The 22,742-nt window shown below is 74.6% G+C and carries 19 protein-coding genes; 13 read left to right on the top strand and 6 right to left on the bottom strand.

The genetic code is table 11. From position 1 onward, the window contains the following. Positions 1-9 precede the first annotated feature (9 nt). Complete coding sequence (locus BMX74_RS36445; RefSeq protein WP_091105049.1) at positions 10-681, bottom strand: hypothetical protein; 672 nt, start codon at positions 679-681, stop codon at positions 10-12. A gap of 206 nt (positions 682-887) precedes the next feature. Here BMX74_RS36445 and BMX74_RS36440 point away from each other — a divergent pair, with 206 nt between their 5' ends. After that, the gene (locus BMX74_RS36440) at positions 888-2,444 is read left to right on the top strand and encodes a sensor histidine kinase (RefSeq protein WP_256257490.1); all 1,557 of its coding nucleotides are present in this window, start codon (positions 888-890) and stop codon (positions 2,442-2,444) included. After that, positions 2,441-3,043: a response regulator transcription factor gene (locus tag BMX74_RS36435; RefSeq protein WP_091105047.1), complete on the top strand. Its 603-nt coding sequence runs from the start codon at positions 2,441-2,443 to the stop codon at positions 3,041-3,043. Before BMX74_RS36440 ends, BMX74_RS36435 begins: the two co-directional genes overlap by 4 nt. Before the next feature lie 106 nt (positions 3,044-3,149). On the opposite strand, the gene BMX74_RS36430 is transcribed toward BMX74_RS36435, so the two are convergent. Genes BMX74_RS36430 through BMX74_RS36420 form a run of 3 tightly spaced genes read right to left on the bottom strand, consistent with a single transcriptional unit; the run spans position 3,150 to position 8,198 of the window. Continuing rightward, positions 3,150-4,361, bottom strand: a complete 1,212-nt coding sequence (locus BMX74_RS36430; protein ID WP_091105045.1) for a metal-dependent hydrolase family protein — start codon at positions 4,359-4,361, stop codon at positions 3,150-3,152. Between the two features lie 55 nt (positions 4,362-4,416). Further along, positions 4,417-6,138, bottom strand: coding sequence for a hydantoinase B/oxoprolinase family protein (locus tag BMX74_RS36425; RefSeq protein WP_055502377.1), 1,722 nt, complete (start codon positions 6,136-6,138; stop codon positions 4,417-4,419). Continuing rightward, entirely contained in the window at positions 6,135-8,198 is a 2,064-nt protein-coding gene (locus BMX74_RS36420) for a hydantoinase/oxoprolinase family protein (protein WP_055502378.1), read from the bottom strand. The genes BMX74_RS36425 and BMX74_RS36420 overlap by 4 nt, the downstream gene beginning before the upstream one ends. A 280-nt stretch (positions 8,199-8,478) precedes the next feature. On the opposite strand from BMX74_RS36420, the gene BMX74_RS36415 reads away from it, so the two are divergent. From BMX74_RS36415 to BMX74_RS36370, 10 genes are all read left to right on the top strand, one after another. After that, complete coding sequence (locus BMX74_RS36415) at positions 8,479-9,507, top strand: sugar ABC transporter substrate-binding protein (RefSeq protein WP_082534759.1); 1,029 nt, start codon at positions 8,479-8,481, stop codon at positions 9,505-9,507. A 40-nt stretch (positions 9,508-9,547) separates the two neighbouring features. Next, positions 9,548-11,188, top strand: coding sequence for a sugar ABC transporter ATP-binding protein (locus tag BMX74_RS36410; protein WP_091105044.1), 1,641 nt, complete (start codon positions 9,548-9,550; stop codon positions 11,186-11,188). Further along, the gene (locus BMX74_RS36405; RefSeq protein ID WP_091105043.1) at positions 11,185-12,219 is read left to right on the top strand and encodes an ABC transporter permease; all 1,035 of its coding nucleotides are present in this window, start codon (positions 11,185-11,187) and stop codon (positions 12,217-12,219) included. Before BMX74_RS36410 ends, BMX74_RS36405 begins: the two co-directional genes overlap by 4 nt. Continuing rightward, positions 12,220-13,593, top strand: coding sequence for a hydantoinase/oxoprolinase family protein (locus BMX74_RS36400; RefSeq protein WP_055502379.1), 1,374 nt, complete (start codon positions 12,220-12,222; stop codon positions 13,591-13,593). Continuing rightward, positions 13,590-14,753, top strand: coding sequence for a DUF917 domain-containing protein (locus BMX74_RS36395; protein ID WP_055502380.1), 1,164 nt, complete (start codon positions 13,590-13,592; stop codon positions 14,751-14,753). Before BMX74_RS36400 ends, BMX74_RS36395 begins: the two co-directional genes overlap by 4 nt. Next, positions 14,750-16,303, top strand: a complete 1,554-nt coding sequence (locus BMX74_RS36390; protein ID WP_218154164.1) for a PucR family transcriptional regulator — start codon at positions 14,750-14,752, stop codon at positions 16,301-16,303. Before BMX74_RS36395 ends, BMX74_RS36390 begins: the two co-directional genes overlap by 4 nt. A 313-nt stretch (positions 16,304-16,616) precedes the next feature. Further along, complete coding sequence (locus tag BMX74_RS36385; protein ID WP_143078896.1) at positions 16,617-17,813, top strand: RNA-guided endonuclease InsQ/TnpB family protein; 1,197 nt, start codon at positions 16,617-16,619, stop codon at positions 17,811-17,813. A gap of 1 nt (position 17,814) precedes the next feature. Further along, a complete protein-coding gene (locus BMX74_RS46060) occupies positions 17,815-18,537 on the top strand; it encodes an MFS transporter (RefSeq protein ID WP_256257488.1) in 723 nt (240 codons plus the stop codon). Next, positions 18,534-18,764: an amidohydrolase family protein gene (locus BMX74_RS46055; RefSeq protein ID WP_256257497.1), complete on the top strand. Its 231-nt coding sequence runs from the start codon at positions 18,534-18,536 to the stop codon at positions 18,762-18,764. Before BMX74_RS46060 ends, BMX74_RS46055 begins: the two co-directional genes overlap by 4 nt. 70 nt (positions 18,765-18,834) lie before the next feature. Then, on the top strand, positions 18,835-19,191 hold the full coding sequence (locus BMX74_RS36370; protein WP_055502384.1) for an arsenate reductase family protein: 357 nt from the start codon (positions 18,835-18,837) through the stop codon (positions 19,189-19,191). 7 nt (positions 19,192-19,198) lie between these two features. Here the strand turns inward: BMX74_RS36370 and BMX74_RS36365 are convergent, their stop codons facing one another. Beyond that, complete coding sequence (locus BMX74_RS36365; protein ID WP_091105126.1) at positions 19,199-21,241, bottom strand: APC family permease; 2,043 nt, start codon at positions 21,239-21,241, stop codon at positions 19,199-19,201. Positions 21,242-21,439: 198 nt separating this feature from the next. On the opposite strand from BMX74_RS36365, the gene BMX74_RS36360 reads away from it, so the two are divergent. Further along, on the top strand, positions 21,440-22,567 hold the full coding sequence (locus BMX74_RS36360) for a PP2C family protein-serine/threonine phosphatase (protein WP_218154163.1): 1,128 nt from the start codon (positions 21,440-21,442) through the stop codon (positions 22,565-22,567). On the opposite strand, the gene BMX74_RS46050 is transcribed toward BMX74_RS36360, so the two are convergent. Then, a complete protein-coding gene (locus tag BMX74_RS46050; protein ID WP_256257484.1) occupies positions 22,527-22,652 on the bottom strand; it encodes a hypothetical protein in 126 nt (41 codons plus the stop codon). The genes BMX74_RS36360 and BMX74_RS46050 overlap by 41 nt on opposite strands. Between the last annotated feature and the right edge of the window lie 90 nt (positions 22,653-22,742).

The following is a 22,742-nucleotide window of genomic DNA, read 5'->3' as shown; positions in this document are numbered from 1 at the left end:
CGCCCGCCGCTACCAGGCGACCAACAGGGCGACGCCGACCAGGACGTCGAGGCCGCCGCACCACTCGGCGTACGAGCGGGACACCACGCTCCCCCGGCGCAGGTGGACGAAGTCCCACACGCCGTGGAGCAGCCAGCCCGCCGCCAGGACGTACCGGCCCACCGTGGGGTCCAGCACCAGCCCGGCCGCGGCGAAGGCGGCGAACCCGGCCATCGCCACAGCCTGGACGCGGAGCGGGTCCGGCCGTCGGAGCTGCCCGTCCAGCAGGCCCCAGATCAGGACGGCCGGCGCGACGACGGCCACGACGGCGACCGGCGCGAGCGCGTCCAGCGCCCGCGACGCGACGAACGGGACCACCAGCGCGGCGAGCACCAGCCACGACAGGCCGGGCCTGCGTAGTTTCGCCATGACCAGGTAGAGCAGCGGCAGGAGCAGCAGGACCTCCGCGAGGGCCGCCACGCCCCGCGTCGAACCGGCCGCGTCGGCGGTGAGCACCGCCGACGCCACGGCCAGGGCGGCGGGCCACCGTCGCGCCGCGACCGCCAGGAAGCGCCGCTCGCCCTGCTGCTCGCCCTGCCGCTCGCCCTGCCGCTCGCCCTGTTGCTCGCCCTGTTGCTCGCCCTGCCGCTCGCCCTGCTGCTTGCCCTGCTGCTCGCCCTGTTGCTCGCTCGTCATGGTCATGGCGGCTCTCCTCTCTTCGCGCGGGAAGCCCCCGCCGTTTCGGAAGCGCTCGCCATGAGGCGCCGTTCGTACGGGGAGGGGGTATGGCGTCCATGCTGGCCGCCGGCCGTGGGAGGCCGGTAGTGCGGAACCGCCTGTGCGGGCGTGCGGATGTCACGACCGTTCGTGACATTCGTCATGCGGGCGAGCGCTGGGACAATGGCGGCGTGCGCGACGTCCAGAGCGGCCCGACGCCCACCGACGGCCGGCCCGCCCCCGCCCGGGGGGCACCCGCCTCCCCGCGCGGCCCCGAGTCCTCACGGAACGAGAGCGGCGCCTCCCCGGGCCGGCCCGAGAGCCTCGCGGGCGAGGCCGGGCACGGGCTGGGCGGGTTCCGGCGTCACACCTCGTGGAGCCTGTCCGCGATCCTGGTGTCGCTCCTCGTCCTGGCGTTCACGCGTTGGGCGTCGCGCCCCGGCGTGCCCATCCCGGTGGCAGCCGGGGGCGGCGTCGCCCTGGCCGTCCTGGTGGCCGCCGTCCTCGTGCTGGTCGCCCGGCGGGTGCCGCCCGCCGGGCCACCGGCGTCCGGTGCCGGTCCCCGCAGGCCGCCCGCGCCCTGGCTCGGCGCGGCAGCCGCCGCCGCGGCCGTGCTCGCCGCGGTCCCCCTGGTCCTGGGCGAGCGGGTGCTGTGGGCGCTCCCGGCGGCGGCCGTGGTGTCGCTGGCGGCGACGTTCCTGCCGCGCCGGCGACGGCGGCTGCTCCTGGCCGCGGGGGTGACCGCCGCGGCGCTGGCGGGAGGACTGGCGGAGGCGGCCGGCTTCACCGCGACGGGCGGCGGCTCCGCGGTCGGTGGCGGCTCCGCAGCGGGCGGCGGCTCCGCGGTGGGCGGCGGCTCGGCGGTGAGTGGCGGCTCCGCGGTGGGCGGCGTCGCCGGTCAGGTCGCCGGTGACGCCTGGCCGCTCGCGGCGGCGCTCGCCGCGGGGACCGTCGCCGTCACCGCCTGGACGGTGCTCGGCGTGCTGTGGGCGTGGGACGTCGCGGCGCGACTGGACCGGGCGCGCGGCCTGGCGGCTGAACTCGCCGTCAAGGACGAGCGGCTGCGGTTCGCGGCCGACCTGCACGACATCCAGGGGCACCGGCTGCAGGTCATCGCGCTCAAGAGCGAGCTGGCCGAGCGGCTCGCACCCGCCCACCCCGTACGGGCGGCGGCGGAGATGGGCGAGGTCAGGCGGCTGGCGGTCGAGGCGCTGCGTGACACCCGCGCACTGGTGGGCGGCTACCGCCGCACGTCCCTGGAGGCCGAGCTCGCCAACGCCGCGAAGGTGCTGGCCGCGGCGGGCGTCGAGACGCGCGTACGGAAGGAGGGGGGTGACGGGTTGCCGGAGCCGGTCCGCCACCTGCTGGGCCTGGTGGTGCGGGAGGCAACCACGAACGTCCTGCGCCACAGCAGGGCCGGGCGCGCCGAGATCTCCGCCACGGTCTCGCACGGCCTGGCACGCCTGCGCGTCACCAACGACGGCACCACATCGAGCACGAAGGGCTGGGACGGCGGGAACCCACGCACGCCGGCCGAACGGGCGGAGGGACGCCGGGACGGTGCGGGGTCGGGGGCGGCCGGGCGGGCGGGGAGCGACGTGGACGGCACCGGGTTGCGGGGGCTGGCCGGGCGGCTGGAGGCCGCCGGGGGCGGCCTCACGTGGAGGCGCGACGGCGACGTGTTCGAGGTGTGCGCGTCGCTCCCGCTTGACGGGGCCGCCCGCGCGGCGGAGGGTGGCAGCCGATGATCCGGATCCTGATCGCCGACGACGAGCACCTCGTCCGCGGCGCCCTGGCGGCGCTGCTGGACCTGGAGGACGACCTGACCGTGGTCGCCGAGGCCGCCGCGTCGGACGAGGCGGTGCGCCTGGCCAGGGAGCGCCGGCCGGACGTCGCCGTGCTCGACCTGGAGATGCCGCCCGCCGACGGGCTGTGGTCGGCCGAGGAGATCAGGGCGGAGCTGTCGACGCGGATCGTCCTCGTCACCCGGCACGCCAGGCCCGGTGTGCTGCGCCGTGCCCTGAGCGCCGGGGTGTCGGGGTTCGTGCCGAAGACGACGCCCGCGTCCAGGCTGGCCGAGATCATCAGGGATGTCGCGGCGGGGCGGCGCTACGTCGATCCCGAGATCGCCGCGTCGGCGCTGTCGGAGGACGACTGCCCGCTGACCGGCCGGGAGCTGGAGGTGCTGCGGGCGTCCAGGACGGGCGCGCCGATCAGCGAGATCGCCGCGCGGGTGAACCTGGCCCCAGGGACCGTCCGCAACTACCTGTCGTCGGCGATGGCCAAGCTGGGCGTCGCCTCGCGGCACGCCGCCGCCCACCGCGCCTGGGAGGAGGGCTGGATCTGACCGCACCCGCGAGAGGCAGGCGAGGCGGACGAGGCCGAACAGCGGACGGCGCCGTCCCCGCCGTCCCTCGCCGTGGGGTGCGGCGGGGGCGGCGGGTCGGGGGTGGTCAGGTGAGGGGCGGCAGCACCGTGCCGTTCTGGATGACGGTGCGGCGTTCCGGGCCCGCCCACAGCACCGACGGGTCGGTGAACGGGTCGCCGTCGAGGACGAGCAGGTCGGCCACCGCGCCCGGCCTGACCCTGCCGAGGTCGTCGCGGCCGATCAGGTCGGCGTTGACGGAGGTGGCCGAGCGCAGCGCCCCGAGCGGCCCCATGACCTCGGCCTGCAGCCTCAGCCCGTTGAGCTGCTCGTCGTCGAGCGCGCCCATGAGGTCGGTGCCGAAGCCGACGCGCACCCCGGCCGCCGCGGCGATCTCGACGGCGCGCCGCCCGGCGTCCAGCACCTCGGCGTTCTTGGCGCGTGAGACGGGGGCGAGCCCGACGTCGGCGCCGCGGCGGTCCATGGCGTCGTACGTGGCGAGCGTCGGCACGAGGTACGCGCCGCGTTCCGCCATGAGGGCGGCGGTCGCCTCGTCGAGCAGGTTGCCGTGCTCGACGGAGCGGACGCCGTTCTCGACGGAGTGGACGATCGCCTCGGGCGAGTAGGCGTGCGCGGCGACGTAGCTGCCGCGCCGCGCCGCCTCGCCGGTGACGGCGCGGACCTCCTCGGGCGAGTACTGCGGGATCCTGATCGGGTCGGTGAGGGACACCACGCCGCCCGATGCCATGATCTTGATGGCGTGGGCGCCGCGCCTGAACCGGTCGCGCACGGCCCGCCGCAGCGGGTCGACGCCGTCGACGATCTCGCCCATGTGGCCGCCGCAGGCGCACAGGTCGCTGTCGCCGGGCCGGGGGTCGCCGTGCCCGCCGGTCTGGGTGAGGGCCGGGCCGGTGTAGAGGTAGCGGGGCGACGGGATGAGGCCCTGCTCGATGGCCTTGGCCAGGCCGGGGTCGCCGCCGGCGACGTCGCGGACGGTGGTGAAGCCCCGGCCGAGCGCGGCGGCCAGCCGCCTGGCCCCGGACAGCGCGAGGTAGCTGAGCGGGGCCGTCTCGATCTCCATCAGGCCGAGCGCGACGCCGTAGGCGTGGAAGTGGGCGTCGATGAGGCCGGGGACGACGGTGCCGCCCCTGGCGTCGATCACCCGGCCGGCGCTCGCGGGCGCCGTGCCGCCGATCTGGACGACGACGCCGTCCTCGACGTGCACGGGGCCCTCGACGGGCTCGGCCGACCAGCCGTCGAAGACGGCCGCGTTGACGATGGTGAGGCTGGACGGGCTCATGTACCGCTCTTCCCCGGCCGTTCCCGGCCGTCCGGTGTGTCGCTGCGCGGGCCGGTCACGCCGGCGCCGGGGCGGCCCGCAGCGCGGCGGTCGCCTCGGCGTCGACCTCGAAGGTGTCCGGGTCCACGACGACACCGTAGTCGCGGGCGGCGCCGGCGACGGTCACGAAGCCGTTGCGGACGTCCCGTGCGACCCGCTCGGGCTCGCGTTCGAACGGGTGGCCGTAGCCTCCGCCGCCGCCGGTGTTGTTGACGAGGACGTCCCCGGCCTGCAGCAGGTTGTAGCTGCCGCCCTGCACGACCTCGCGGTCGGTGCCGGGGTTGAGCACGACGTGGTTGTTGTCGCCGGGGCGGCCCTCGCCGATCGGCCACGGCTGTGTCTTGGTCTTGTACACCAGGCAGATGCCGGTGGACGGCGCGGTGAAGCGGTAGGTGCGGCCGACGCCGACGCCTCCGCGGTGGCGTCCGGCGCCGCCGGTGTCGGGGCGGTAGCCGTACGACTCGATGAACATCGGCGACTTGGTCTCGAGGATCTCGACCGGGTTGTTGCGGCAGCCGGGCTCGGAGATGTGCATGATGCCGTCCTCGCCGTCGCCCCTGGCGTGGGCGCCGAACCCCACGGCCTCGTTGGTGGCCTCCAGCCAGGGCTCGCCGTTGCGCGGGTTGACGCCGAGCCCCATCATCGAGCAGACGTCGCCGCCCGAGCAGGCGGGCACCCGGTCGGGCATGCCCTGGGCGAGCGCCTTGAGCACGACCTCGCCGCCGATGAGGCCGGTCCACAGGGTGAAGGTGGGCATGGGCGGCACGGCGTGCATGACGGAGCCGGGCTCGGTGATGACCCGCATCGGGCGGAAGTTGCCCGCGACGACCGAGGTGTCGGGCGTGGTGAGCGCCTTGAAGATGAGGCTGCAGAACGCCTCGGTCTGGCCGACGGGCAGGTTGATGGGGCCCCGGACGTCGCGGTCGCTGCCGGTCCAGTCGATGACCATCTCGTCGTCGGTGATGGTCACCGTGACCTGCATCCTGATCATGCGGTCGAGGTCGACGCCGTCGCTGTCGACGAAGTCGTGCGCGCTCCAGGTGCCCTTGGGCAGCTTGGCCAGGGCGAGCCTGGCGAGCTTCTCGCCGTGGTCGTTGATGGCGTCCATGGCGGCCAGGAGCGTGCCGGCGCCGTACTTGGCGGCGATCTCCTGGGTGCGGCGCACGCCGGTGACGCAGGCGGAGACCTGCGCCTGGATGTCGCCGATGGTCCGTTCCGGCATGCGGCTGTTGAAGCGGATGATGTTGAAGACGTCGTCGTTCTGGACGCCCGCCCGGTACAGCTTCGTCGCGGGGAAGAACAGCCCCTCCTGCGACATGTCGGTCGAGTCGAGGACGTAGCCGGGGTCCTTCTGCTTCAGGTCGAGGACGTGGACGCGGCAGGAGGCGAACCCGATGAGGCGGCCGTCGTGGTGGATCGGCGCGAACACCAGCGGGTCGAGCGTGTGCGCCGACGACCAGTACGGGTAGTTGAGGATGATCACGTCGCCGGGCTCCAGCGCGTCCGCGCCAAGGAACTCGACGGCCTTCTTGATGCCGTGGTCGTTGCCGCGGGTGAAGACGGCGATGCCGGGCGCGTCGGCCACGACGTCGCCGGAGGCGTCGTGGATGCCGATGCCGTAGTCGTGGATCTCGTACACGACGGTGTTGTAGGCGGTCCTGCAGAGGTTGCGGGCCATCTCCTCCGCGGCGGCGAGCAGGCCGTGCCGGATGATCTCGGTGGTGATGGAGTCGCTCATCGGGTGACCTCCCTGGTCGCGGAGCCGACGGAAATGACCATCTCGCCGTGCGGGCCGACCCTGAGGGTGTCACCGGCGTGGATGACGGAGGTGGCGGTGTGCTCGGCGATCACCGCGGGGCCCTCGATGACGTCGCCGGCCAGCAGCGTCTCCCGGGTGTACAGGGCGTAGCCGACGGCGGGCCGGTCCTCGGACAGGTAGACGGGGCGGGCGCCCTCGGGCCGGAGGGCGGCGCCGGGCGGGCGTTCGGCGATCCTCGGCAGCGCGGGCTTGTCCACGGAGCCGGTGGCGCGCAGGCGCAGCGTGGTCACCTCGACCGGGTCGGCCATGGTGTGGCCGTACTGGCGCTCGTGCAGCCGGGCGAAGGCGCCGGCGACCAGGTCGGCCATGGCGGAGCCTGGGTCTTCCGGGTAGGCGACGGTGACGGAGTGCTCCTGCCCGGCGTAGCGGACGTCGAGCGAGCGGGTCAGGGTCACCCGGTCGCCGTCGAAGCCCTCGGCGGCGAGCTGGGCGCGGGCCTCGCGCTCCATCTCGCCGTACACGGCCTCGACGCCGGACGGGTCGAGCGCGGCGAGCGGCGCGACGGACGTGCGGGCGAAGTCGTGCTGGACGTCGGCCATCAGCATGCCGAACGCGGAGAACGCGCCCTGGCCCGGCGGGACGATCACGGTGGGGATGCCCAGTTCGCGCGCCACCTCGACGGCCACCAGCCCGCCGCCGCCGCCGAACGACAGCAGCGCGAAGTCCTTCGGGTCGCGCCCCAGCTCGACGGTGATGGCCCGCACCGCGCCCATGATCTTGGTGTTGGAGATCCTGACGATGCCCCGCGCGAGGGCCTTGACGGTCATGCCGAGCTCGGCCGCGATGGGCTGCAGCGCCTTGTCGGCCAGCCCGGCGTCGAGCGTGAGCCTGCCGCCGAGCGGGGTGCCGGTGCCGAGGTAGCCGAGGGTCAGCGCGGCGTCGGTGAAGGTCGGGACGGTGCCGCCGCGCCCGTAGCAGGCGGGGCCGGGCGCGGCGCCCGCGCTCTGCGGCCCCACCTGGAGCGCGCCCGCCCCGTCCAGCCAGGCGATGGAGCCGCCGCCCGCGCCGATGGTGTGGATGTAGAGGGACGGCGTGTTGATGGGCAGCCCCTCGAACTCGGCCCCCTGGTAGAGCACCGGCTCGTGGTCGAGGATCAGGGACGCGTCGAGGCTGGTGCCGCCCATGTCGATGGTGATGAGGTTGGGCTCGCCGAGCGTCCTGGACAGCGCGGCCGCGCCGATGACGCCGCCCGCCGGGCCGGACAGGATGAGGCTCACCGGCTGCTCGCGGGCCGAGGCGGCGGTCATCGCGCCGCCGCCGGAACGCGTCATGAGGAAGCGCCCCTCGAAGCCGCCCGCGGCCAGCTCGCCCTCCAGCGTGTGCAGGTAGCGGCGGACGATGGGCTTGACGTACGCGTCGAGCACGGCGGTGCTGGTGCGCTCGTACTCGCGGTACTCGCGCGACAGCTCGTGCGACAGCGTGACGGCGACGTCCGGCGCCTCCTCGGCGAGGATCTCGCGCATCCGCAGCTCGTGGGCGGGGTTGGCGTAGGAGTGCAGGAACGCCACGGCCACCGACTGGTAGCCGCGCCGCGCGACCTCGCGGGCGACGCGGCGGGCGTCCTCGTCGTCGAAGGGCGTGTGCACCGAGCCGTCGAACAGGCTGCGCTCGGTCACCTCGAACGTGTCGTAGCGTTCGAGCAGCGCCGGCGGCTTGCGGAAGGTGATGTCGTAGTTCGTCCTGCGGTCGGTGCGGCCGAGGAGGTAGACGTCGCGGAAGCCGCGTGTCCCGATCACGGCGGTGCGGGCGCCGGTGCGGGTGAGCAGCGCGTTCAGCCCGAGCGTGGTGCCGTGGGTGAACATGCCGATGGCCGGCACCGGGGCGCGGGCCACGCCGAAGGCGTCCATCACGCCGGTCGTGGGCGCGTCGGGCGTCGTCGGGACCTTGTCGAAGCGCAGCTCCCCGGTCTCCGGGATCAGCTCCACCACGTCGGTGAACGTGCCTCCGACGTCGATGGCCAGCCTGCTGGTGTCGTTCATGCCGTTGTGGCTTCCTTCCTGCCGTCATGTGGTGCCTGTCGCATGGTGCCCTGCTCGACGGTGCGCTGTCGCCGGTGCGGCGGCCCCGCGCATCGCCGGCTGGAACGGGCGGCGGGCCTAGCGTGTCCCCGGCACCTCCCGGGGCGGGGGGCGCCGCGCACAGCGGCGCCGCCGCTCACTGTGCGCCGCGCCCAGTCGGGTGCCGGGGACGTTCCTACAGTTGCTGCCACGTCGTGGGGGGCGGCGCCGGCCACCGTACGAACCGCTCGGAGGAGCACCCATGAAGACCACGACAACCGGACTCGCCGCCGGCGTCCTCGCCGGACTGCTCGGCCTGACCACGGCGTGCGTCGCGCCCGCCACCGGCACCGCCGCGGGGAGCCCGGCCGCGGGGACGTCCGCGACGGCGGGCGGGCACAAGCGCATCGCCTTCTTCGGCTTCGCCCGCGCCAACGCGTTCGCCTCCGCCACCTGGGCGGGCATCGAGGAGTACGCCAAGGCGCACGACGCCGAGGCCGAGTTCTTCGACCCCAACTTCGACGCCCAGACGCAGGTCCAGCAGATCCAGGACGCCGTGACGTCCAAGCGCTTCGACGTGTTCGTCGTCCAGGCCAACGACGGCGCGGCCGTGGTGCCCGCGGTCAAGCAGGCCGTCGCGGCCGGCATCACGGTCGTCGCCGAGTTCACCCCGGTCGGCACCCGCTACGACACGGCCGAGTCGCAGGTGCCGGGGGTGATCACGCTGATCGACGTGCCCACGGACAACGGCCGTGTGCTCGGCGAGCTGGGCGTGGCCGCCTGCCGCAGCAGGAAGCTCGACCCGTGCGAGGTCGCCTACCTCGAGGGGTTCAAGTCGCTGCCGCTCGACAACGCCCGCACCGAGGCCGCCGTCAAGGCGCTGACCGCCGAGCCCGGTGTGAAGCTGGCCGCCCGCGTCGAGGGCGGCTACACCAAGGAGAGCGGCCGCAAGGCCATGCAGGACGTCCTGCAGTCCCAGCCGGGCGTGGACGTCGTCATCGGCTCGTCCCAGGCCGTCGCGGGCGCCGAGAGCGTGCTCAAGGGCAAGGACGTGCTGCTGGTCGGCAACGGCGGCTCCCGCCAGGCGGTGCGGGCGGTGCAGGAGGGCCGCTGGTTCGCCACGTACTGCCTGCCGGAGAGGACGGCAGGGGCCAAGGCCGCCGAACTCGGCCTGGCGAAGGCGCGCGGCCAGAATGTGTCGGAGACCAACAGCGAGACCTCGCTCGCACCCGGCGGCGGCAAGGGCACGAAGGACGCCCTCGCCGGCGTCCAGGGCGAGTACGACGAGTAGCAGCGAACCGCCCGACAACGCTCGAAAGGAGGTCGAACCGATGTCCCAGCCCGTCAGGATCGACCTGGAAGGCTTCGGCAAGGCCTACGGCGGCGTGCCCGTGCTGCGCGACGTGTCCTTCACCCTGCACGGGGGCCGCGTCCACGGCCTGCTCGGCGAGAACGGCGCCGGCAAGTCGACGCTGCTCAAGGCCGTGTGCGGGGCGGTCGCGCCCGACACCGGCAGGATCCTGCTCGACGGCAGGCCGATCCCGGTCGGCTCCCCCAGGGACGCGCTGCGCCACGGGTTCGCGCTCATCTCGCAGGAACTCGCCCTGGTGCCCGCCATGACCGTGCTCGACAACGTCTACCTCGGCAGGTGGCGCCACCGGTTCGGCTGGCGGTCGCGGCGGGGCGACGCCGCCGCCTTCGACCGGCTGGTGGAGCGCACCGGGTTCGACATCGACCCGTCCGCGCTCGTCGGGGAGCTGCCGCTGGCGGCCAGGCAGCAGGTGGAGATCCTGCGGGCGCTGGCGTCCGGCGCGTCGGTCATCGGCATGGACGAGCCCACCGCGCTGCTGACCAAGACCGAGACGGACCGCCTGCTCGCCGTCGTGCGCGACCTCGCGGCGGCCGGCGCGGCCGTGGTGCTCATCTCGCACTTCCTGGAGGAGGTGCTGTCGATCTGCGACGACGTCACCGTGCTGCGCGACGGCCGGCACGTCATGACCGGGCCCGCGTCCGAGCAGACGCCCGGCAGCCTCGTACGGCACATGGTGGGCCGGCCGCTCGACCTGCTCTACCCCGAGCCCGTGCCCGTGCCCGCCACCGCTCCCGTGCTGCTGCGCGCCCGCGACCTGCGGCGCGGCGACGCCGTGCGCGGGGTGTCGCTCGACGTCCGCGCGGGCGAGATCGTGGGCGTCGCCGGGCTGGTCGGCAGCGGCCGGTCCGAGACGCTGCGGGCGCTGTTCGGCGCCGACCCGCGCGACGGCGGCACGGTCGAGGTCGAGGGCGAGGAGGTGCCGCCCGGCTCGCCGTCACGCGCGATGCGGGCGGGCCTGGCGATGGTGCCCGAGTCGCGCAAGGACCAGGGGCTCTTGCTCGGCCGGTCCGTGCGGGAGAACGTCGCCCTGGCCGGCCTCGGCGGGCGGCAGCTCGCCGGGTTCGTCAGGTCCCGCGCCGAGGGCGAGGCGGCCGGTGCGATGCTGCGCGACCTCGACGTGCGCGGCTCCGACCTGGGCGGCCCGGTCTGGACGCTGTCCGGCGGCAACCAGCAGAAGGTGCTGTTCGGCAAGTGGCTCATGGACCGCCCCCGGGTGCTGCTGGTCGACGAGCCCACCAGGGGCGTGGACGTCGCCGCCAAGAGCCAGATCCACCGCCTCCTCGTCGACCTGGCCGCCGACGGCATGGGGGTGCTCGTGGTGTCGTCCGAGGTGGAGGAGGTGCTGGGGCTGTCGCACCGCGTGCTCGTCATGCGGCACGGCCGGATGGTCGCCGAGTTCGCGCGCGGCGAGGCGACCCGCGAGCGCGTCCTCGCCCTGGCCTTCGCGGACGACGCGCCACCCGACGACGGCCCCGCCCCCGGCGGCCCGCCCGCCCCCCACCCCCAAGACACCACCATCCCGGACACCCCGACCCCGGACACCGTGACCCCGGACACCGCGGCCCCGGGCATCGCGACCAGCGCAGAGGAGCGCCCATGACGACCACCGCTGACACCGGCCCCGAGACCGGCCCCGACACGGAGTCCGTGCCGCAGACGGCCGGGCAGGCCGGCGGCAGGGCCGCGGCGCGCAGGTTCACCAGGCTGCACGACTTCGGGATCGTGCTCAGCGTGGCGGCGATCGTGGTCGCCCTGTCGCTGACGACGGGGACCTTCCTCACCACCGGCAACCTGGTCAACCTGCTCGACCAGGCCGCGGTGGTCGGGCTGCTGGCCTGCGCCGCGACCGTCGTCATCATCTCGGGCGCGTTCGACCTGTCCATCACCGCCGTCCTGGCCGTGTCGGCCATCGTGGCGGTCGTCGTCACCACGCACGCCGGGGTGCCGGCCGGCGTCGTCGCGGCGGTGGCCGTCGGCGCGCTGCTCGGGGCCGTCAACGGCCTGATCGTGGTGACGGTGAAGGTCCACTCGTTCATCGCGACGCTCGCGCTCAGCATCATGTACCGGGGCCTGGCCGTCATCCTCACCGCCGGGGCCATCGTCTACCCGCCGGAGGACCGCCTCCAGGCGTTCCAGGCGCTGAGCTGGCCCACCGTGCTCGGCGGCGTCACCGCGTCCTCCCTGCTGTTCCTCGCGGTCGCCGCGGTCTGCTGGGTGCTGCTGTCCAGGACGACGTTCGGCCGCCGCGTGTACGCCGTCGGCGGCAACGAGGAGGCCGCCCGCCTGTCCGGCATCAGGGTCGGCTCGGTCCGGGTCGCCGTCTTCGCCATCAGCGGCGTGTGCGCGGCGCTGGCCGGGCTCGTCCTGGCCGCGCGCGGCGGCTCCGCCCAGGCGAGCATGGCCACCGGCATGGAGCTGACGGCGATCGCGGCAGCCGTCGTGGGCGGCACCAGCGTGCTCGGCGGCGAGGGCGCCATCTGGCGCGGCCTGGTCGGCGTGCTGCTCATCACGCTGATCGGCAACGGCTTCAACCTGCTGGGCTGGGATACCATCTACCAGCAGGTCGTACAGGGGGCGCTGATCCTCGGAGCCGTGAGCTTCGACCGGGTGCTCCGGGCCCGAAGGAGCTAGGTGGAAGGCGCGCGCATCGGAGTCCGGCTGGCCGCCGGGCAGGCGCGCGCCGCCCTCGTCACCGGCGCGGAGATCCGCCACGCGGCCTGCCCCTCCCACGACGACCGCGCCCTCGTCCGCATGCTGCGCGGCCTCGCCCGCGACGTCCCCGTGCGCTCCGTCACCTGGGACGTCTCCGACGAGCTCGACCCGGCGCGGGCCGGCGCGCCCGTCGCGGCCGTCCGCGTGATGCCGCGGCTGCCCGTACGCGGGCTCGGCAGCGGCCACCCCTCGCCCCTGCTGCGGGCGCTGCTCAGGCGGCAGGCCGCCGTGATCGGCGGGCACGACGTCTTCGGCGTGGAACTCGCCGCCCTCGACGTCCGAAGGCTGCTGGAGCACGCCGACGCCGCGCACGCCGACGGCACGACGGCGCTCGCCGTCACCGCCACCGGCGCCCTCGGCTGCCCCGGCCACGAGCTCGCCGCCGCCGTGCTCATCCGCGACGCCTTCCCGCAGCTCAGGGTCTCCCTCTCGCACCAGGTGGGCGGGCTCGGCCTGCTCGACCGCGAGGCGGCCACCGTCATCAACGCGGCGCTGCTCGGCACCGCCGGCCGCGTCGTCGAGCGGTGCGCGCGCGTCGCCGCGCGGCTCGGGGCCTCGGCGTGGTTCGTCGCGGGCGACGGCGGCCGCATCTCGGCCGAGCGGCTGCGCATGCTGCCGGTGCTCGGGCTGTCGGCCACCGGGGCGGCGGCGCTCACGGGGGCCGCGCGGCTCGCGGGCGTCGCCGACGCCGTCGTCGGGCTGGCCGGGGCCGACGGCATCGCGGTGGGGCACGTCCGCGACGGTCTCCCCCACGTCGCGACCGACCTGCCGGGGCCCGGCGGGGTGCGCATGGCGGTGCCGCAGGCGTCGCTGACCCCGATCTCCGGCGCCGGACAGGCGGCCGCGGCCGTCTTCGCCCTGCTGGCGGAGCACGACCAGCACACGGCGGTCGTCGCCGTGGCCGTCCAGGGCCCGGAGGAGCCGGACCGGGCCGCCGGGCGGGGCGCGGCGAGGGAGCTGGCGCGGGCGGTGGCGGCCCGGCTGCCGTCGGCGTCCGTGCTGGTGGAGCCGGCGGCGGAGCTGGCCGCGATCGGCGCCGCCTGCACCGAGCCGAGCGCCTGGCTCGACACCATCCTGTACGCCGAGACCTCCGAGGTCCTCGCCCGCGCGCAGGCGGCCGTCGAGCAGCGGGCGCTCACCCTGGTGGCCGAGAGCGGGGCGCGGCTGGGCAGCGAGCGCGTGGTGGCCTCGCGGGCGGTTCCGCTGTCGTTCCTGCGCAGCGGCTCGTACCGGCTGCTGGTACGGGCCGGCGGCCGCGCCGAGGACGTCCAGCCGTCGGGAGAGCCGGCGTGAGCGGCCCCGCGCGCCCGGGCGAGCGGCGCATCGCCGTGGAGGACGTCCCCGCGCTGCTCGCCGGGGCCGAGTTCTACTCGACGAGCGCCGCCGGCGAGGGCATCGAGTTCGCGGGCCTGTGGCTGGAGGACCTCCTCGCCCACACCGGCCCGGTCCGCCTGGTCGCCGCCGCCGAGCTCGACCCGGCCACGCCGTGCGCGGCGGTCGGCGCGATGGGCTCGACCATCGCCATGGCGGAGCTGCCGCCGTCGGGCGAGGAGGCCGAGGTGCTGGCGCGCGACCTGGCCGGACGGGTCGGCGGGCCGCTCGGCGCGGTGATGCCGCTCAACGCGGCCAGCGTCAACGCCCTGCTGCCGGTGGCCGCGGCGGCCGTGCTCGGGCTGCCGCTGATCGACTGCGACGGCATGGGGCGGGTCTTCCCGCTGATCCACCAGACCACGTACGAGCTGGCCGGGCTGCCGCTGTGCCCGCTCGCGGTCGTCAGCGCCGGGCACGACTCGGTGCTGCTCGACACCGGCTCGGTGCGCGCCGAGCGGCTGGCCAGGTCGATGGCGCAGGCGGCGGGCGGCTGGCTGCTGTGCGGGCTGTACCCGACGCGGGCCGGGGAGCTGGGCGACGCCGCCATCCACGGCTCGATGAGCAGGGTGCTGGAGGTCGGCCGCGTGCTGTGCGGGCACGCCGCGGAGGGAGCCCGCCGCGAACCGTCGGCCCCGACGCCCGGGGAGGGCCGGGGCACGGCGCCGCACGAGCGGCTGCTGCGGGAGCTGGTCGCGGCCACCGGCGCGTCGGTGCTGGGCGGCGGGCGCATCGTCGAGATCGGCCCGTCCGTCAGGCAGGCGGGCACCGTCTACCCTGGCAACCCCCTCGGGCTGGTCGTCAACGACCACGACAGCGGCAGGCTCATCCGGCTGGAGGCGCACAACGAGCTGGTGCTCGCCCTCGCCGACGGCGCGCTGACCGCCGCGGTCCCCGACCTGCTGTGCCTACTCGACCGCGGCACGATGCGGATGACCGGCCCTGAGCGGCTGTCGGCCGGCGACCAGGTGGACGTCCTGTGCGTGCCGGCCGCGCCGGTGTGGCACGGCGCGGCGGGGCTGGCGCTCGGCGGGCCGGGCGCGTTCGGGTTCCCGCTGCGCCACCCGCGTGAGGGGGGCCGGTGAAGCGCGCCCGCCACCTCGCCGAGCAGCTCACGGTCGACGAGCTCGTCAGGTACGGCCCGCTCGCGCACGCGGAGATGCTGGTCGGCGAGAACCTGGCCCGCCCGGTGTCGAGGGTCACGCTCGTCTCCGAGCTGGACCAGGTGCGCCGCTGCGGGCCCGGCACGGCGGTGGTGCTGGCGGCCGGGCTCGCCCACGGGGCGTGGGCGGTCGAGTCGGCGCTCCGCCTGGCCTGGGAGCGCAGCGCCGCCTGCCTGGTCACGCCCGCCGTCCCCGGCCTGACCCAGGCCACGGCGCAGCTGGGCAGGCGCATGCGGCTACCGGTGTTCATCGTCGCGGACGACCCGGCGGCCTGCGCGCTGGAGCTGGCGGCGGCCATCGCCAGCCCGGACGCCGCCCGCGCCCGGCTGGCGGCCCGGTGCGCGGAGCTGTTCACCGAGCGCAGCGGCGTCCGTGGCATCGTGGGCGTGATCAACGCGGAGGTGCCGGGGGTGACGGTCGCGCTGCTCGCCCCGGACGGCCACGTCCTGGCGGGGCACGCGCTCACCGACCGGGGGGCGCAGCAACTCGTACGCGTCGACGTCGCAGGCCCGGACGGGCGCCACTGGGCGGAGCTGGTGGCGTCGGTGGCGGGGCGGCCGTCGCCGACGTGGGCGGAGACGGTGCGGCTCATCCTGCGGCTGGCCCGCGCGCCGCTCGCCGCGTCGGTGGCCAGGGAGCGGGTGGACGCGGTGCGCGACGCCGAGCGCGGCCGGGCGGCGCTGGCCGCCGTCCTCGCCGCCGCGGGCCCGTGTGGTCAGCCGGGCCGGGTGGGCGAGCCGGGCGACCCCGCGGCCTCAGCGGCCCCGGGCGGCGCCGGGCAGGCGGGCGGGGTGCCGGAGAGCACCCTCGGGTGGCGGCTCGGCGGCCGGCACGTGGCGGTGTTCCTGCGCACCGACCCCGCGCTCGACGGCGCCGCCGCCGCGCCCGGCGTCGTCTCGGCCTGGCAGGAGGTCGTCCCCGACCTGCCCCTGGTGCCGTGGGAGGCGGGCTGGGCGAGCTGGTGGACGGGCGACGACGTCGAGGTGGGGCAGGTGGTTCCGGCGCTGCGGCGGGCGCTCGGCCGGATGCGCTCGCCGGTGCCGCTCAGCGGCGGCGTCGGCCGTGCCGCGCCGGGGCCTGAGGGGCTGCGCGAGTCGCTGTCGCAGGCCGTGCTCGCGGCCGGCGTGACGGTGCGCGAGGGGCACGGCGCGGTGCGCTCGTTCGACGAGCTCGGCTACACGGTGATGCTGGCGTCGCTCGCGGAGCCGAGGCTGGTGCGCTCCGCCCGCGTCGTGCTGGCCGACCTGCTGTCGGCCCCGGACGGCCCGGTGCTGGTGGCGACGCTCGCGGCGCTGCTCGACTGCGCGAACTCCACCAGCCAGACGGCGCTCAGGCTCGGCGTCCACCGCAACACCGTGCTGGGCCGGGTGGAACGCATCAGGGCGCGCGGCGTGGACCTGGACCGCCCCGACCAGCGCCTGGCCCTCCACCTGGCCTGCTACGCCCTGCTGCCCGGCCTCGGGCTCGCCTGACCCCGTCCGTCAGGCCCCGGCCCGTCAGGCCCTGGCACTTCGGGCCCTGGCGCTTCGGGGCCTGGCACTTCGGGTCCTGACGCTTCGGGTCCTGACGCTTCGGGGCCTGACGCTTCGGGGCCTGGCTCGACGCGGCCCGATGGCACGAGGTCGCCGAGTGAGACGGCGAGCCAGAGCTGGAGCCGGTGCCCTGGGTCGGTCAGCGGGCGGCCGGAAGCGGTCGGCCTCTTCGCCAGGCCGCTCGGCGGCGTCGTCTTCGGCCGCTTCGGCGATGTCCCGGTGTTCGGCCCTCAACCGACGTTATGGTCAGGGTGTGCAGCTCAGGTACAACGTCCGCCTCTACCCGACCGCTGGTCAGCGTCGAGCGCTGGCTCGGGCGTTCGGGTGCGCGCGGGTGGTGTTCAACGACGGGCTGCGCATCAGGCGGGACGCTCACGCGGCCGGGCTGCCGCACATCTCCGGCGGAGACCTGTCCAAGCAGGTGATCACGCGGGCGAAGAAGACCCCTGGGCGTTCCTGGCTGGGCGAGGTGTCCGCCGTGGTGTTACAGCAGGCGCTCGCCGATCTGAACACCGCCTACCGGAACTTCTTCGCGTCCTTGACGGGGAAGCGGAAGGGGCCGAAGGTCGCCCCGCCTCGCTTCCGGTCCAAGAGGGACAACCGGCAGGCGATCCGCTTCACCAAGAACGCCCGCTTCTCCGTCACCATGGGTGGGAAGTTGCGCCTGCCGAAGATCGGGGACGTGCCGGTTCGCTGGTCGCGGGACCTGCCCGCCGAACCGTCCAGCGTGACGGTGGTCAAGGACGCGGCCGACAGGTATTTCGCCTCGTTCGTCGTCGAGACCGCCGACGTCCCGTTGCCGGAGTCGGCCGGTGAGGTGGGGATCGACTTGGGTCTGTCTCATTTCGCCGTCACCTCCGACGGCCGGAAGGTGGACAATCCGCGTTTCCTGCGCCGGGCCGAGCGACGCCTGCGCAAGGCACAGCGGGATCTCAGCCGCAAAGCCAAGGGCGGTGCGAACCGGGCCAAAGCACGGGCCAGGGTCGCCAAGGCACATGCCAGGGTGACCGACGCGCGCCGTGACTGGGCGCACAAGCTCTCCACACAGATCATCCGCGATAGCCAAGCGGTGTACGTGGAGAGCCTTGCCGTGTCCGGCCTCCTGCGTACACGGTTGGCGAAGTCCGTGCAGGATGCGGGCTGGTCGCGGTTCGTGGCCGTGCTGGAGTACAAGGCAGCCCGGTATGGCCGCCACTTCGCCAGGATCGACCGGTGGTTTCCGAGTTCGAAGTTGTGCTCCGCATGCGGGACCGTCGCCGCGTCGATGCCGTTGAACGTCCGGGAGTGGACCTGCCCGTGTGGCGTGGTCCACGACCGGGACGTGAACGCGGCGAAGAACATCCTGGCCGCCGGACGGGCGGACAGGCTGAACGCCTGTGGAGCGCGGGTAAGACCGGGGCCTGCCCCGGCACAGCGCGAGGAAGCAGGAAGCCGCAGAGGTGCCGCATGACATGGCACGGGCTGAATCCCCTGTCTTCAGTTCAGGTCGGGGAGCACGTCAATACATCCTGACGACGTTCCTGCTGTCGTACGCGACCGGCGGGTCGGTGGGCGAGTCGGAGCAGCTCATACTCAACGGCCTGAGCGTGGCCGCGTTCGTGGAGCTGGTCGCGACGCTCGGCATCGCCTGGATGGGCGGCAGGTTCGGCAGCCGCAAGGTCACCGTCTGGTTTCTCGCCGCCACCGCGCTGCCGGCGGTGCCGCAGTTCGCCGTGCTCGGCTCGCACAACACGTTCCTGATCTGCCTGATGCGGCTGGCCACGTCCGGCACGTACGGGCCGATGGCGGCGATCCTCGCGGAGATGTTCCCGCCGCAGGCCGTGGCCCTGCTCCTCGGTGCTGGACTCCGCGATGGAGCTGCTGCTGCCGGTGGCCGTGGACATCGGCTGCCAGAGGCCCGAACTTCCACGTGGACCCTGCCGCTGGAGCAGCTGCGGTCGTGGCTGGCGATGGCCGGGGACACCTACCTGCGGGCCGGGGTGACCACGGTGTGCGACCCGCAGGTGTCGCGGCGCGAGCTGCTGGTGTACCGGTCGGCCTGGGACTCGGGCACGCTGCCGGTGCGCACCGTCGTCATGCCGCTGTCGCACATGCTGGACGAGCTGACGTCGATCGGCCTGGCCGGGCCGTTCGGCGACGACCGGCTGCGCTTCGGCGCAGGGAGGGCGGCCTGATCGGCGCCGAGCAGGCGATCACGCTGGAGGAGGCGCTGCGGGCGCACACCGTCGACGCCGCGCACGCGCTGCGCATGGAGGACCGCGTCGGCTCGCTGACGCCGGGCAAGCTGGCCGACGTGACGGTGCTGGACGCCGACGTGGAGAGCCTGCCGGTCGAGGCGCTCGCGGGCGTGGACGCCTGGCTCACCATGCTGGGCGGGCGGATCGCGTACCGTTCGGCCTGACAGACGTGGGGCGGCCCCGCCTGAGGGTGGGGTCGCGCCGGGGCCGAGGCACGCGCAGGGAGCACCGAGCATGGAGATCTGGATCAACCCCGCCTGTTCCAAGTGCAGGGCGGCGCTGTCCGTCCTCGACGCGGAGGAGGCGCGCTACACGGTGCGCCGCTATCTGGAGGACCCTCCGACGCCGGACGAGCTGCGCGACGTCCTGGCCAGGCTCGGGCTCGAACCGTGGGACGTCACGAGGACCGGCGAGGCCGTCGCCGCCGAGCTGGGCCTGGCGTCCTGGCCGCGCGAGGCGGCGGCGCGCGACCGGTGGATCGCGGCGCTCGCCGCGCACCCGGTCCTCATCCAGCGCCCGATCATCACGGCCGACGACGGGTCGGCGGTGGTCGGGCGCACCGAGGAGGCGGTGCGGTCGGTGCTGCCCTGAGCGTCGCTCACGGCAGCGCGGCGTCGTCGCCGTCGGCGGCGTAGCGCGGGTCGGGCTCGCCCCGCCGCACCGCTCCCGGCGCCCGGCCCACCGGCCGCAGCGTCAGGACGTGCGACGAGGCGAGCTGCCACGGCACGCTGACGACCACGACGCCCGTGATGAGGGTGAGCCGGCTCCTCAGCCACAGGGACGTCTTGTTGTGCAGCAGGTTCTCCCACCAGCGTCCGACGATGTACTCGGGGATCACCACGGTGACGACGTCGCGGGGGCTCCGGCGCGGGATGGAGCTCACGTACGTGGTCAGCGGGCGGGCGACCTCCCGGTAGGGCGAGTCGAGCACCTTCAGCGGCACGCCGATGCCGCGCGCGTCCCACTCCGCGGCCAGCGCCCTGCTCTCGTCCCTGTCGATGGCCACCGTGACGGCCTCGACGTGGCCCGGCCTGAACGCGCGGGCGTAGCCGATGGCCCGCAGCGTGGGGGCGTCGATCCTGGCCACCAGCACGATCGTGAACAGCCGTCCCGGGGCGGCGGACTGCGTGGCCGCGTCGGTGACGGCCAGCTCGGCCGCGACCGCGTCGTAGTGGCGGCGGATGCCGCGCATCGTCAGCCACAGCAGGAGCCCCGCCGCGACCGCCAGGTACGCGCCCTCGGCGAACTTGGTGACCAGCACGATGACGAGGACGAGGCCGGTGGCCGCGGCGCCGACGGCGTTGACCGCGCGGGCCACGCGGTGCCGCCGGCGCAGCGCCGGGTCGGGCTCTGCGGCCAGGGTGCGGTTCCAGTGCCGCACCATGCCCGCCTGCGACAGGGTGAACGAGGTGAACACGCCCAGGATGTACAGGTGGATCAGGCCGGTGACCGACGCCTGGAACGCCCACAGCAGCACCACCGCGATCATGGCCAGCGCGATGATGCCGTTGGAGAAGGCCAGCCGGTCGCCCCTGGTGTGGAGCTGCAGCGGCAGGTAGCGGTGCCGCGCGAGCAGCGACGCGAGCAGCGGGAACCCGTTGAAGGCGGTGTTGGCCGCGAGGATCAGCACGAGCGCGGTCACCGCCTGGACGGCGAAGAAGCCGACGGAGGCGGGGCCGCCGAACACGGCGGCGGCGAGCTGGGCGATGACGGTGCGCTCGGGGCGGACCGCGCAGCCGGGGCCGCCGCCGCCCAGCAGGCACGGGTCGGACGTGATGTGCACGCCCGAGATCAGCGCCAGGGCGGTGACGCCGCCGAACATGGCGATCGCGGCCACGCCCATGAGGGCCAGCGTCGCCGCCGCGTTGCGCGCCTTGGGCGGGCGGAAGGCGGGGACGCCGTTCGAGATGGCCTCCACGCCGGTCAGCGCGGTGCATCCGCTGGAGAACGCCCTCAGCAGGAGCAGCGCGAGCGCGGCTCCTGAGAGCTGGGCGTACCCGGGGGCCGGGGTGACGGACGCGGCGGCGGACTCGGCCACCGGCGGGTCGCCCGCCGCCCAGCGCACCAGCCCGACCGCGCACATGACGAGCACCGCCCCGATGAACAGGTAGGTGGGCACGGCGAAGACGCGTCCCGACTCCCTGACGCCGCGCAGGTTCACGACCGCGAGCAGCACGACGAACCCCACGGCGAGCCCGACGCGGTGCTCGTGCAGGGCGGGGAAGGCCGAGATCACGTTGTCGACGCCGGAGGCGATCGACACGGCCACCGTCATCACGTAGTCGACGAGCAGCGCCGCCGCGACCACGAGGCCGGTGTTCGGCCCGAAGTTCTCCGACGCCACCGTGTACGAGCCGCCGCCCGCCGGGTAGGCGGTGACGACCTGCCGGTACGAGACCACGACGACGGCCAGCAGCACGACCACGGCGACGGCCACCCAGGTGGCCAGGCTCAGGTAGGCGAGCCCGGCGAGGGTGAGCACCAGGAAGATCTCCTGGGTGGCGTACGCGACGGACGACAGCGGGTCGGACGCGAAGATCGGCAGCGCGAGCCGTTTGGGCAGCAGCCGCTCGTGCAGTTCCTCGCTGCGCAGGGCGCGGCCGACCGCGAGCCGCTTGAGGAATGCCGCCAGACGCACCACGATCAGGAGCTTAGGCGTACGGTCGCCTTCCGCGCTCACACCATGACGTACCGTCACGGAAGGAGCGGGAAAACCTTGGTCAAGAGCGAGACGGGCGGCAGGGGAAAGGCTTGGTCAAGAACAGGCCAGGGGTCTCCTTCCTCCGCAGGCCGTCCGGGTAAGACAGGAAGGGTGAGGTTTCGGAGGGGTTACCCGGATGTGGGGGCAGAGAGCCTGCGGCAGCTCGGACAGGCGCTCCTGCTCATCCCCCTGGGCCTGATCCTGCTGATCATGCTCGCCGACCTCCTGACCCCCACGTACATCCACCTCGGGCCGCTGCTGGTGGCGGCCCCCGCGATCACCGCGGCCTTCGCCGGGCCCTGGGTCACCGGCGGCATCGGCCTGCTCGCGATCGTCGTGGAGGTCCTCATCGGGGCCCACAACGGGCGGCTCGGCACGCAGACCGTGCAGGCCGAACTGGGCGGCATGGCGGTGGTCACGGTGTTCGTCGTCGTGTTCTGCCTGGTGAGGGAGCGCGAGCGGCGCCGGCTGGTGCAGGTCAGGTCAGTGGCGGAGACGGTGCAGCGGGCCCTGCTGCGGCCGCTGCCCGAGCGCGTGGGCCCGCTCAGGATCGCCTCGGCCTACCTGGCCGCCGAGGCCGAGGCCCAGATCGGCGGCGACATCTACGGGGCGGTGCGCACCGCGTCGGGCACCCGGCTGATCGTCGGCGACGCCCGCGGCAAGGGCCTCGCGGCCATCTCCGACGCGGCGGTGCTGCTCGGCGCGTTCCGCGAGGTGGCGAGGCGGCGGCCGGAGCTGCGGGAGATCGTGGCCGACCTGGAGGACAGCGCCCGGGTCAGCCTGGGCGAGGCGGGGCCGGAGCCGGACAGCGCCGAGACCTTCGTGACGGCCGTGATCGTGGACATCCCGGACGACAAGCCGGTGGTGACCGCGGTGAGCTGCGGCCATCCGCCGCCGATGCTGCTACGCCAGGACGGGCGGGTCATGTCGCTGGACAGCGACAGGCCCGCGCCGCCCCTGGGGCTCGGCGGCCTGGGCCGGCAGGGGTTCAGCGTCAGCACCTTCCCCTTCGAGGAGGGCGACCTCCTGCTGCTCTACACCGACGGCGTGGTCGAGGCGCGCGACTCCGCGGGCGAGTTCTACCCGCTGGCGGCGCGGGTGGCGTCCTGGGCGGAGACGGAGCCGCGGGCGCTGCTCGCGCGGGTCTGCGGCGACCTGCTCGCCTATGTGGGCGGGCGGCTGGGCGACGACGCGGCGATGATCGCGATCCGCCGCGACGGGGCCGTCACATCGCCGGAGCGGTGGCGGGGCGCAGGCCGGACGTGATGAGCGCCTGGACGAGGCGCAGGACGAGGGCTTCGAGGGCCATGAACGCCGCCTTGGCGAGCACGGACGCCAGGAACTCGGACATCTTCCACCTCACACGGAGAAACAGACTTACATAGGCATAATTCGTCATAAATACTGCCAGAGCGGTTGAGGAAAGATGTCTGTTCGGTGA

This window comes from Nonomuraea pusilla (assembly GCF_900109355.1).
GTDB classification, from domain to species: Bacteria; Actinomycetota; Actinomycetes; order Streptosporangiales; family Streptosporangiaceae; genus Nonomuraea; species Nonomuraea pusilla.
Note: the sequence above shows the minus strand (reverse complement) of the source record. Positions and strands in the feature narration are given on the sequence as shown.